Here is a 12,324-nt window from a genome sequence, read left to right as displayed (position 1 = left end):
CGAGCACAGTCGCGGGCTTGATGTACTTGCTCTTCTCGAGGCTATCCTTAAGCTTGTGGGATGAGGGTTTTCTTTGGTACGGGGTTCAACGCGTTTTACAGGGCGAGACAGCGTTCCGAGATTTTATGTCCTATGATCCCCTCCGTTACTACTGGAGCGCAGTATTTTCAGTTCTCTGGGGCAACGAAGGAATTGTACCCATTCGTTTCTCAATTGCAATTATTCAGGCCTTAGGAATCTTCTACGGAATCCGCATACTCCAACAAGAGAAAATAACAATTCACCCATTTATGGTGGCGATTCTCTCGATCGCATTGGCCGCATGGATGAGTCCAAGGCACAAGACATACGATGCAGCCATAGCAATTTTCAGCGTATTTAGCGTAACTGTTTTTCTGAGCAACCCAAATGAACGATGGAACGAATTTAGGCTCGGACTAGCCGTTGGCTTCGCAGCGCTAGTTGGAAGAAATCACGGCGTGTATGCCTTGTTTGGCGCAATACTCGCGTATTCGACATCTCTCTGGCATGGATCACAAGAAGGTAATTGCCGCATTCGCTCGATCAATTCGTTCACAATGGGCGTGATCGTTGGCTACAGCCCGATTGCTGTGTGGATGCTATTCTACCAAGGAGCCTTTGGCGCGTTTGTAGATAGCGTTCTGTTTTTGTTCACCATCGAATCCACAAATCTTCCCCTCCCGGTTCCTTGGCCCACGCCGTCCAGAATCATAAGTAGTTTTTCCTTAGCAGAGGTTCGAGATCTATTGCTTGGCATTGGATTTGTTTGGTTCGCTCTCTGCTGCTTTCTCGCGCCCGCAGTTCTGTTTTTGAGTCGCTGGCTCCCATCCCTCCGAAGCCCAATGTTGATTGGCAGCGCATGTTTAGTTCTTCCTTATGTTCATTATGCATTTTCGCGCGCCGATATCGGTCATTTTGCACTTGGAATATTTCCGATTTTTTTCTTCACGATCGCACTTGTACAATTATGCAAGCCGTATCGAACACTCATTCTACTCGCACTAACTGCTTCAGGTCTTACTTTAGCACTGCCCTATATTTCAGGCTGGAAATGCCTTGCGGAACAGCCATGCCATATTGTCGAAGTGCATGGTGATCAAATAGCCGTGGACGCTAACCAGTATTCGGAGATTTCAGTAGTACAAGATGCTGTATCTAGTTTTGGAGGCAAGGAGAATGGTTTTCTGGTCGCCCCATTTATGCCTGGAGCATACGCGCTATACTCGGCAAGATCGCCGATGTGGGCAGTTTACGCGCTGTGGGCAAGAGGAGAGCAGGCGGAGCTTAGAGAGATTCAACGAATGGAAGAATCAAAAATTAGTTTCGCTCTTCTGGACCTACAAGATCTCGACGGAAGAAAAGAATTGAACTTTGCAAGTACAAATCCAAGAGTCCTAACTTACATCGAGCAGAAGTTTGCGAAATTCAAAATCGTCAATTCGCACGTGCGGCTATATTACGGACCGAAGAATTCATCTGCAGCCGAAGGCATGATTCCAGGTGACTAAATCCATCTTAGCAAGGTGTCTTCTACACTTCTCGAGTTTAGGTGCGCTTATCTCCATGGTCGCATGGCTACCCTCCTATTACCGCACAAATGACGATGTCGCTATTCTAATGTGGACGAAGGGCGTCGGCTTGTCTCCAGTTGGAACAGAGTTCACTGTTTTCACACACTACCTATATGGCCGATTATTAAATATTCTCTTCGACTCATTCCCGTCGGTGAGTTGGCACTTCTTGATCTTATATATTTTGGGAATCTTATCGATTTACATAGTTATTCGACTAAAATACTCAGCTGCTGGAATAGCAACCTGCATTTTGCTCTCAGCCGCTCTAGCGATACTCCTAGTCCTACAGTTCAACTTCACCACTGTAGCATTGGTTACTTCGATAACTTCAGTCTCTTTGATGACTCAGAATGAGAAGCGCAATCAATTTTGTGGTGCGACGTTAATGTTGATAGCCTACTTGATACGGCCAATGGCCTCATACCTGGGGTTATTCACCCTAGTAGTTATGCAACTCGCAACTGTATTTCGCGAGCGCAGAATAAATCCTAACTCTATTCTTACGACAGTAGCTTTGATTGTCTTAATGGGTATAGGGTCCTACTTTAACACTAGCCACTACGACCGTGAAGGGTGGGAAGGTTTTTTCGAGTTCAACGAACTACGAGCAAACATCAATGACTATAATTTGGTCCGTAGCGACAGTGAAGCAGTTCAAAATTCGAGTCTCTCAGCAAATGATTTCGAGATGCTTCGAACGTGGAACTACGCTGATCGAAAGGTATTTTCGATCGATGTTTTAAGGGCGCTCGGCGCCTTTACTTTGGACAACTACTTCAGACTGGATCGCGTTCAAACTTTCGCTCGATACTTACAGCCCGAATATCTTTTCTTGTCGATGTTGGTAGCCCTGGTCGTCTTTTTTTCGGGTGGCTTTCGCGACAGCTTATTTCAATTTGCGTTATCCTCAATATTGTTCTTCGGGCTGGGGCTCCTTCTGAAGATGCCTGATCGAGTAGGTGACGCGATTATCTTACAGCCTTTGATGCTCGTTCGGCCACGGCATGTCTCGAAACGAAAACTAACCTTAACTCTACTTTCAATGCTCATATTGGCGTTCTCTTATCACAAGATAAGTGCCAAGAAAATTGAGCTCACAAACGAAAACAAACAGTTAAGTGAGCGCTTAAAAACCCTACGGTCAATGCCGCTAGATCTCGTTGTCTTGTGGGGGCCAATGCTTAGGATCGAATTCGTCCACCCCCTTGATAGCCTTGAATCCTTTCGGATGATAAACCTTTTCGGTCTCGGAGCAACGTCGCAATCTCCGTTTAACGACTATTGGATGGAGCGCCTTGGTTTTGATGACATCTATCTTTACACGCTCAACAATTCTCGCACCGCAATCATTGCGGATGAGGCTCGAATATCTATTCTCAAGCAATACTACATGGAACGTTACGGACTACGAACAAACGCTCGAAGTATCGAACCTTGGCTTTTCCAAATTTATGAAGTGAATCATCAACCATAGAAAGACACTATGTCTAAAATGCAACTATCCTTCAATTGGCCCCACATGACGGGCAAAGAGCTAGAATATATCGCAAAATGCCATGCGAACGGAAAGCTTGCCGGCGATGGCCCGTTTACTAAGAGTTGCCATCGGTGGCTCACGGAGAAAACTGGAGCATCTTCTGCTCTTTTGACTCATTCTTGCACCGCTGCTTTGGAAATGTCGGCGTTACTTTTGGAATTACAGCCAGGGGACGAAGTCATAATGCCATCGTACACATTTGTTTCAACGGCAAATGCATTTGTTTTGAGGGGCGCTGTTCCGCGCTTTATCGACATTCGAGAGGATACCCTCAACATTGATGAAAGGTTAATCGAAAGCGCAATCAGCGAGAAGACTCGTGCAATTGTACCTGTTCATTATGCTGGCGTTGCTTGCGAAATGGATGAAATTATCAATTTGGCAAGAACGTACAAGATCCCTGTCGTCGAAGATGCCGCTCAAGGTGTTATGTCGACGTACAAGGGACGAGCATTGGGCGCGATCGGAGATTTCGGCGCCTACAGTTTTCATGAAACAAAGAATGTAATCTCAGGTGAGGGAGGAGCTATCCTTGTTAACAACCGAGAATATATTCAGACAGCCGAAATCATTCGCGAGAAAGGCACAGACCGAAGCCGATTCTTTCGTGGAGAAGTCGACAAGTATACTTGGCAAACCGTTGGCTCATCTTTTCTTCCAGGCGAACTCATCGCCGCGTTTCTGTGGGCACAACTAGAGGATGCAGAAAAGATTACGGAATTGCGAATGCAGGTATGGGAAGAATATCACAAATGCTTAGAAGCGTTAGAGAGTGCGGAGTACCTTCGACGCCCGACAATACCAAGACATTGCGGTCATAACGCTCACATGTACTACGTAATTCTCGACCGGGGCATTGACCGACAACGTATTCTTGCAAAACTTAAAGAATCTGGCGTGTCCGCAGTGTTTCATTACGTGCCTCTTCACTCTTCACCAGGGGGCAAAAAATATGGGAAGACCGGCGGAAGTTTGAATATAACTGACGACCTATCTGAGCGAATTTTAAGACTGCCACTTTGGGTTGGAATGTCCATTACAGACGTTGCTCGAGTGGTGGAGGTGCTCAATCAAGCTCTAAAAGAGACTCGATAGTCACATATGTACCTCAGTCGACTCCGCTCACTATCGTACAAAACAATCCATATCGTGTGGCTGATAATTGCCATAGTCATTTCTTTACCTGCTCTGAACGGCTTCGTAATTGCGCCATACCCGCCTGGTGATGACGTCAATCTTCCGACTAATTCGTCTTTCGAGCGGCGGGAGTTTTCCGATTATGGCAACAGTTTTATACCTAGACTCCATATACAGCTAAACAATGACAGCTCTCGTAATCTTAAGTTTTGGAGCATGAGAAATGAACTTGGAAGCCCACAATATCATGTAGGTAGCTTAAGCCCCGCATACTTTCCATCATGGATTCTTTCGTTCCTAGTTAAAGATGCTTGGATTTTTCAAACGATTTTTGTTTTAGGATTCATCTATCTAATCGGTTTCTTTGCTATCGAAATAGGACGCAAATCCCAAGCACACCCAATCGCAGGATTAATATGCGCTATCGTCTCCGCTACCTCTCCAGCTGTTCTTTTCTGGACGAGCTTTCCACTCTTCATCGGAATTTGGTGTTGGTCTCTAGGAATTTACTATTCACTAATTAGGCTTACTCAAGTCCAAAACATATCAAATAGCTTGATTTTAGGATTCTGCGTTTACAGCCACTTAATGATAGCGACACCACAAGCTTCAGTCTACGCGGCTTACATTTTCGCAGCTCTTCTTACTTGGCTTTCGTACCGCAGCTCACGCGGGCGAATGATTTGGGTTACCGCATTTGCTGGTGTCTGTATCGGCGTCTTAGCTAGCATAACTCCGTTTATTGACGTGTACCATATGCATCAGAATTCCTCACGCATCAGTGCGGGCTATAGTTTTTTTGCTCAAAGCCAAACCGCTTTTGCCAATCTTAATGACCTAGCAAAGTTCTTCCTTGTCACTTTCACACCAGACCTTGTTGGCAGTCCGATCCGGAACGATTACCCACTTCCCTTCGCAGCAGTGTCGTTACCATGGCCCGCACTTCTTCTCGTTCTGGCCGGTTTAAGGTTGTCCAGATCACAACTTCCATTGATTGCTATTTTGAGCGCACTAGCCTTGATGGCGTTCTCACCAAGAGTCTATGAGTTCTCAATCAAATATTTAGGCTTCGGTTTTTCTCGTGGAAACCCACTCAGTTATGCCTTCGTTCCGTTGTTCATCCTTGGTTTAAATGGTGCCGATCTACTTTTACGAGACCGACTAAAAAGGTCTAAACTCCTCTTGATAGGAGCAGTACTTCTTATACTTCTTGGTTCAGCAGTTTGGTGTACTGCGGCCTTAGGACTACGCCTAAGCTGGGTCGCCTTCATACCTTACGCAATGCTATTGGTAGTGTTGTTCACTACAAATCATCACGTCCGCAGTACGGCAGTTGTTCTAGTAGCCTTGAGTTTCGTTGTACTGCTAAACCTGAAACTAATCGTATGGCAGCCCTACTCAGACATGAGGCAGAGATCGCGAAGCACCAACTACCTCGTCAATGAATTATCTCAATGGGGAAGATTTGCCATTACCAGCAACGATGTTTCATTCCTTCCCCCTAACAGTAATGCCGCTTTAAACCTTTCCAGCGCACATACTTACAATAGCCTATCATCTAAGTTCTATCATCGCGCAATCGGTCGCCTTGGCGGAAAAATGTCAACATTAGGACGATCGAACCTGTACATCTCCCCATCTTGTGACGACATAATTTTCCAGTTAAGTAATATCGAGATTCTTGTTTCATCTGAAGCAAGATCAGAGTCCTCGTGCAGTCTTCCAACCTTAGCAATTGACGGACTCCACTTCTCCAAGGTGAAGAACCCTTTCGGATTCGGGCAGGTATTTCCAGCAGATAAAATCGATCAACACCTGCACAAAAATCAATTGCCTATCGGATCGAAATTGAATGCAAATTCAAAAGAATCGGACTCATTCGAATTCATTTTGCGCGTACCAACGGATTCCATCGCAGTTTTTAGTCACATCTTTCACGAGAACTGGAGTGGCACGTCCATAGACGAAGAAGGAAATGAACGTCTTCTCCGCACTTTCCCGTTCGCCGGAGTTTATCAGGCATATTATCTTCCGAAGGGCTCATCGAGCTTAAAAACGGAATTTAAAGCACTCGGCCGTTTCATGATCTGGGTAAATATATTCTGGCTAGTTATCGCTCTCGGTCTGACATTCAATTTTCTAGGTAATTTCACGCGGAAATCTCGCCCCCAACTCAAAAGTTAAAGGTCTGAGCATCCCTGAAGCAATGCGGCGAGCCTCGGTAAGAAGCATTATCTCGCTATCTGCTGTAAGATGAACCTTGATATTAGATCAGTAAGAATAGATGGTCTGTGCCTACTATAGGCCATATCGCGAAATCCTGAAAACGTCCGGGTTATTGTGAAGAAAATTGCTATCCTCCAATCCAACTATATTCCTTGGAAGGGGTATTTTGACCTCATCGGCTCGGTCGATGAATTTGTATTCTACGATGACATGCAGTTCACGAAGAATGACTGGCGTAACCGAAATAAAATTAAAACGCCTCAAGGTGCCGCTTGGCTATCTGTTCCAGTTGGCCAAAACATAAGTCGGACAATTAGGGAAGTAACTCTACCAAATAGTGATTGGCAGGCCAAGCACTGGAGAGCCCTCCAGTTAAATTATAAACAAGCGCCGCAATTTGACGAGATCGCGGATTTAATTTCGCCATTGTACTTGAACCGTAGGTTCACCTCTTTGTCAGAACTCAATCATGCTTTGATAGGAAAAATTTGCGAGTACCTCGGCATCGTTACAAAACTGTCAACGAGCTGGGACTATAAACTTTTGGGAGATAGAAACGAAAGACTCGTGAATATTTGCCGACAAGCGGATGCTCAGGTATATGTGTCTGGCCCAGCGGCTAAGGCCTATATCTCGGACGAATTGTTTGATCGCTCAAATATTCAAACAGAATGGTTTAGTTACGAAGGCTATCCTCCTTATCCGCAGCTATGGGGAGAGTTCGAGCATGCTGTGTCGATCTTAGATCTGCTATTTAATTGCGGAAAAACATCACCCCAATTTATGAAGTTCGGTAAAAAGTGAGTTCAGGAGTACGAAAATGAATCTTCTTGATTCCCAGTTTAAATTGCGTCCAATTTCCCAAGATGAGCAAGAAACGCAAAAGTACAATATCTTGACTCGCGGATTTGACGTCATCCCTAACTTTCTTCCGCTTCCGTTGTGCTCTAAACTTTGCAATAAACTTCAAAGTGCGGTGTCAGAGTTTTCTCCGGTCCCTAACTCGGCTCGCAGCCATCTTGATCGTCACCAATTGCACGACTTAATTACCTACGACCTGGATTTCGCGGGCCTCCTTGAAGATGCACGCCTACAACCCTTGATCGGTAACTTCCTTGGGAAGTCGTGGATCATGTACGCAGCAACATCCTCTTCCATTCCCCCAAACGGGACGAACTATTCGAATCGAATTCACATTGATTCACCTAGATTTCAACTTGGATATGCGTTCAATCTGGGCGTCATTTGGGTTTTAAGTGACTACACTGAAGACAATGGGGCTTTAGAAGTTCTGCCCGGCTCCCATCATGTTGAAGACTCTCCAAGCGAAAGCCACTTCAATAACAACGCGCAAAAAGTGATTTGCAAAGCCGGCTCGCTAATTACTTTCCATGCCCGCTTGTGGCATCGCACTGGAGCAAATCGGTCAGATGCTTGGAGACACTCGATGACAATGAACTGCTGTAGGTCCTTCATGAAACAGCGCATGGATTGGGTGCATTTTGTTAAGCCAGAAATATCGTCCCAACTTAATGAGCAAGCACGGAGACTTATCGGCTTTGACACACGTTTACCCAAAACATTAGAAGAGTTTTTTGTGCCTGAGGACCAGCGGCTTTATAAAGCCAATCAAGGATAGAGCGTGATTGAATACTCAGTCGTAATTCCAGTATATAATAACTCGGCAACAGTACGAGAACTATTTGAACGCCTCGTACTTACGTTCACTTCACTTGGCAAATCCTTTGAAGTTCTACTGATAAACGATGGCAGCCGAGACACCTCGCTCGAAGTTCTTAGAACAATTGCTACCGAAGACGTCAGATGCAAAGTTCTTTCTCTATCGCGCAATTTCGGCCAACATCCTGCCATTTGTGCCGGCTTCGAGAATGCGAAAGGATCGAGGATAGTCCTTATGGATGCAGATCTTCAGGACTCGCCGGAAGACATCCCGTACCTAATCCGTCAGATGGACGAATCTGAAGTTGATGTCGTGTACTGCATCAAAAAGCGCGGAGAAAAGAAATTCTCTTCCAGGATTACCTCGGTCCTCTATCACTACACCTTCTCGAAAATCGTCAGGACTTCTGTGCCCACGAATGTCGGTACATTTCGAATGTTCAATCGAAAATTTCTAGACGCATTATTGCGATTCAAGGAAGTTGAGGTGCTCTATGGTCCACTCATGTTTTTCATGGGATTCCGAAGCTCATTCGTAACTCTAGATTTTCGAGATAGAAGCAACGGAAAGAGCTCCTACACTTTCACTAAACGCCTCAAGTTGGCAGTCAACTCTCTCATCAGCTATACTGATATCCCTCACAAAGTATCTATTTACTTCGGATCCCTACTTCTATTTATCGTTATTGTGTGGGGAACCACTATTTTTATTCAATTCGCTATGCTTGGAAGGGCATTACCGACGGGTCTTACGTTGCTAGTGCTCGTATCACTTATTTCACTCGGAAGTATTTTGGTCTTTCTTGGAATTATCGGAACTTATCTTTTCCGAATTTATCAAGAAGTACTAAATCGCCCCAGATATCTAGTGGCGGAGTCTTTTAACTTTGAAGGCGAGAATTGAGGCTAAATGAAAAACGAAAAAGCCCGCCAAGAGGCAATTGAAGCAAACATATTTGTACACTCTGCTCTCGCAAACTCAGGCGAGTACAATAAGAGTCCACATTTTCGTCCTGAGAACAAAGAGAAGGTACGGAATATCCTAGGAAGAATTGTATCGACATACCTTCACAATAAATGCCAAAGATCGATCGATTTTGGGTGTGGAACAGGCTTCTTAACACATATGCTGACCGATTTCTCTCAGCACGTTGACGGCATCGATATCACAGAAGATATGATGAAACAAATCGACCTTTCGTCAGGAAAAATCAGTCTACACCTTTCGCCTGCTGAGAATACTCCCTTCGGAGGTGACCTTTTTGACTTAGCCACAGCCTATTCATTTTTGGATCACCTAGTGGACTACAAGGCATGCCTTCGCGAGGCATATCGCGTGCTGCGAACGGGAGGCGTTTTCTACTCTGACTTAAATCCTAATAGAGATTTCATCGAACTATTCGACAGAATTTCAAGAGAAAATTCGGACTATTCAACACTGCCTGCCATCTTAAGAAAAGAGATTTTGGGATCGCTACATAACGGTGACTACTACCAAAAAACTTTTGGCCTCGATGCAACTATGCTTGAAAAGGCTGAACCTGGAAAGACCATCTCTAGAGGTTTTTGTGCGAAGGAGTTTGAACTCGCGGCGAGAGAAATTGGATTCAGCGAATGCAATTTCGAATATGAATGGTATCTTGATCAAGCAAGGATCATTCACGGTAGCACCCGAGAAAGTTCAGAAGGAATCGAGGGCTATCTTCAATCGATTCTCCCCGCCAGCAAGTCGTTATTCAAATACCTACGGGTAGTACTCATTAAGTGAAAAATTTAGTAGTGTTCGGAGCAGGCTCTCTCGCCATCAGCGTTGCTAAACTCGCGCTCGAAAATTGCGGATACCACTCGATTAAATTTGTAGTTGATAATCCAACCGCTGACTTAATTTTCTCTGAACCTGCCATCGCTTGGCATGATTTCCTTCAGTCAAAACACCTACGCGATGACTTCATCATTGCTGTAGGTTACCGGGATATGGAGGCACGAAAATCAGTATTCGAAAGATGCCATAATGCAAAATTAAAGATCGTAAACCTCGTTTCAAATCACGCCAAGATACATAGTTCGGTCAAACTCGGAGTAAACAACATCTTCTTTGATCAGGCGGTGGCTGAGCACGGTGTGGAAATTGGAAACAACAATGTTATTTGGACAAATGCTGTACTCTGCCACGACACACAAATAGGTAATCACAATTTTTTCGCCGCTGGCGCTGTTATTGGTGGCCACTGCAACATTTCTGACTGTTGTTTTTTCGGTTTCAATTCAGTAGTGAAAGAAAAAATGAATGTGAGCGAGCATACTTTGCTAGGTGCGCTTTCATACCTGAACAAGGACCATGTCTCGCATCATACCTGGGTCGGTGCGCCAGCTAAACCGATAAAGGAACATTTAGACGGCCTGAAGATCCCTCGCTAGATCACAATTTTAGAAAGATTTGAATAAGACATTCACATTCCCGCTCAATCGCCCACAGTCTGCCTATTTTGCACAGATAACGTCATTGACTAGTAAAAAACTCGTAAGGCAATTCCTCAAGGAAGCTCCGATTATCTCTATAATGTTTTAGGATGTACTCATACGTTGCACGATGGGTATGACGATACTGCAACTCTTCACGACCATCCAACGAAAGGTTCCAGACTAGAATGGCCTTCGGGGCATTCTTACGCAACAAAGCGATTTCCTTCTCTTCAAACCGGTCGTTTCTCGGCAGGACACCGTAGATTTCCCAGATCGGTGAGATTTTTCGAAGCACGGAATACGCACCAGGCCACAAAGGAACAAAAGCAATGTCATTCTCACGAGAGCTGAACTCACGGTTAATCTTCTCGATCAACTGAATTTCCGCTTGGACCTCAGGAGATATCCACAAACGTTCCCCGGAGATATTGACTGCGACAAATTCTCGGATGTTCCAAGGCAAGATCGCAAATTTAGACGGAATCATCAGAAGCAGGATGATGATAACACCCACTGCAAATCGTCCTTTGCCGCGAACATTGAGCGCGAGAAGCGAGATACCGATTAGAAATGGATAGAGCCCCAGCGACAAATGCTCTAAATCCGCCCGTGAATAGGCATAGTGCGCGTAGGGTAATGAAAAGCTAGCGCAAGCAATAAGGACCAAACGAGTTCGCTCTTCAAGATCGATCTTAAATCTGCGTAAGACGTAGGGAACAGCGACAAATAAACCGATTCCCAGAAAGAGTAGGCCCACGGTCAAATCTTTCAACTGCCTCAACGCCCCACCGCCGCCAAATGCATCCCAAGGCATCGGAATGGGAAGCGGAAGATTCGTTGCTCCCATCTCGATGATCGAAAGAACAGAGTCTAGAAATGCCGCCCAATATCCCGGAATCAACCACAGCATGAAGAGCTGGGGCGAGAAACCAAGCACGACACCAATAGCGAAGAGTAGAACACGATTCATCGAGATTATTTTGCGCTCCAGAAAGGAGGTCATCACCGTCGCGATGACAAAACCGACGACACCATAAAGACCATGGTTTCGACCCAAGACGGCGACTCCTCCAACTACCACTCCCGCCATGAAGAATCTGGCTGAACTCGGATGGGTTAGGACATGGAATGTCGTGAAAACTAACAAGACCGACGCGAAGATGTCGAAGCCCTTATACCACCGCAGCATCCACAATGTCGCGATGACGATGTAGCTCAAAACCATCACCCATCGCCAACCACTCAGACTTGCCCGCCCCAGCATTAACGTAGCACCAAGAGCAACACTCACGCTCTGTAAGACCATCGCGGCATATCGGACGGGAATAACACCATCACTTCCCAAAGCAGTCATGAACCACGAAGACCAATAATATCTGAAGGGATCATAAGCGATGAAATCACGAATGGGCACTTCTCCACGCAAAACCGCCTGAGCGCCATACCAGAGAAAGCCTTCATCCCATAGGTTCAGTCCGTAAGGAATTTGCCAGACGAAAATCGCCGCGCTCAAAGCTAGAGCCAATAATACGGCGATTTGCCACTCTGTTAGGTAGGTGCGGTCTTGTGCGAATTTGAGCTTATTCATTCCTGATACCTACAGCTCTACTGGAGAGCATAGGAATATGAAACAACCGATATCGGTTTGACCAACTCTGAGCGAGAACTCGGGAAAATTACTCTCCG

The 12,324-nt window shown here is 45.4% G+C and carries 10 protein-coding genes; 9 read left to right on the top strand and 1 reads right to left on the bottom strand.

Annotation, left to right across the window (positions count from 1 at the left end; all coding sequences use genetic code 11):
• The first annotated feature begins 125 nt into the window (after window positions 1-125).
• The 9 genes from KF767_07195 (at window position 126) to KF767_07155 (ending at window position 10,593) form a co-directional block, all read left to right on the top strand.
• Window positions 126-1,529 (top strand): hypothetical protein, encoded by a 1,404-nt coding sequence (locus KF767_07195; protein MBX3017655.1) that lies wholly within the window; start codon window positions 126-128, stop codon window positions 1,527-1,529.
• A 514-nt stretch (window positions 1,530-2,043) separates the two neighbouring features.
• Window positions 2,044-3,069, top strand: a complete 1,026-nt coding sequence (locus KF767_07190) for a hypothetical protein (GenBank protein MBX3017654.1) — start codon at window positions 2,044-2,046, stop codon at window positions 3,067-3,069.
• A gap of 18 nt (window positions 3,070-3,087) precedes the next feature.
• Window positions 3,088-4,227: a dTDP-4-amino-4,6-dideoxygalactose transaminase gene (gene rffA, locus KF767_07185; GenBank protein ID MBX3017653.1), complete on the top strand. Its 1,140-nt coding sequence runs from the start codon at window positions 3,088-3,090 to the stop codon at window positions 4,225-4,227.
• Between the two features lie 54 nt (window positions 4,228-4,281).
• Complete coding sequence (locus KF767_07180; GenBank protein ID MBX3017652.1) at window positions 4,282-6,453, top strand: hypothetical protein; 2,172 nt, start codon at window positions 4,282-4,284, stop codon at window positions 6,451-6,453.
• Between the two features lie 156 nt (window positions 6,454-6,609).
• Complete coding sequence (locus KF767_07175) at window positions 6,610-7,299, top strand: WbqC family protein (GenBank protein MBX3017651.1); 690 nt, start codon at window positions 6,610-6,612, stop codon at window positions 7,297-7,299.
• 16 nt (window positions 7,300-7,315) lie between these two features.
• Window positions 7,316-8,134 (top strand): phytanoyl-CoA dioxygenase family protein, encoded by an 819-nt coding sequence (locus tag KF767_07170; protein MBX3017650.1) that lies wholly within the window; start codon window positions 7,316-7,318, stop codon window positions 8,132-8,134.
• Window positions 8,135-8,137: 3 nt separating this feature from the next.
• Complete coding sequence (locus KF767_07165) at window positions 8,138-9,079, top strand: glycosyltransferase family 2 protein (protein ID MBX3017649.1); 942 nt, start codon at window positions 8,138-8,140, stop codon at window positions 9,077-9,079.
• Between the two features lie 6 nt (window positions 9,080-9,085).
• A complete protein-coding gene (locus tag KF767_07160; protein ID MBX3017648.1) occupies window positions 9,086-9,943 on the top strand; it encodes a class I SAM-dependent methyltransferase in 858 nt (285 codons plus the stop codon).
• 11 nt (window positions 9,944-9,954) lie between these two features.
• Window positions 9,955-10,593: a hypothetical protein gene (locus KF767_07155; GenBank protein MBX3017647.1), complete on the top strand. Its 639-nt coding sequence runs from the start codon at window positions 9,955-9,957 to the stop codon at window positions 10,591-10,593.
• Window positions 10,594-10,675: 82 nt separating this feature from the next.
• Here KF767_07155 and KF767_07150 read toward each other — a convergent pair whose 3' ends face one another.
• Window positions 10,676-12,226 (bottom strand): hypothetical protein, encoded by a 1,551-nt coding sequence (locus KF767_07150; protein ID MBX3017646.1) that lies wholly within the window; start codon window positions 12,224-12,226, stop codon window positions 10,676-10,678.
• Window positions 12,227-12,324 lie beyond the last annotated feature (98 nt).

Source organism: Pseudobdellovibrionaceae bacterium (genome assembly GCA_019637875.1).
Taxonomy (GTDB): domain Bacteria; phylum Bdellovibrionota; class Bdellovibrionia; order Bdellovibrionales; family Bdellovibrionaceae; genus JAHBUW01.
This window is presented reverse-complemented; position numbering and strand designations above follow the sequence as displayed.

Bases quoted from the DNA above. Each gene is read 5' to 3' on its own strand.
- KF767_07150 (MBX3017646.1), bottom strand. From the start codon at position 12,226: ATGAATAAGCTCAAATTCGCACAAGACCGCACCTACCTAACAGAGTGG.
- rffA (MBX3017653.1), top strand. From the start codon at position 3,088: ATGCAACTATCCTTCAATTGGCCCCACATGACGGGCAAAGAGCTAGAA.
- KF767_07170 (MBX3017650.1), top strand. From the start codon at position 7,316: ATGAATCTTCTTGATTCCCAGTTTAAATTGCGTCCAATTTCCCAAGAT.
- KF767_07160 (MBX3017648.1), top strand. From the start codon at position 9,086: ATGAAAAACGAAAAAGCCCGCCAAGAGGCAATTGAAGCAAACATATTT.
- KF767_07195 (MBX3017655.1), top strand. From the start codon at position 126: ATGTCCTATGATCCCCTCCGTTACTACTGGAGCGCAGTATTTTCAGTT.
- KF767_07190 (MBX3017654.1), top strand. From the start codon at position 2,044: ATGCAACTCGCAACTGTATTTCGCGAGCGCAGAATAAATCCTAACTCT.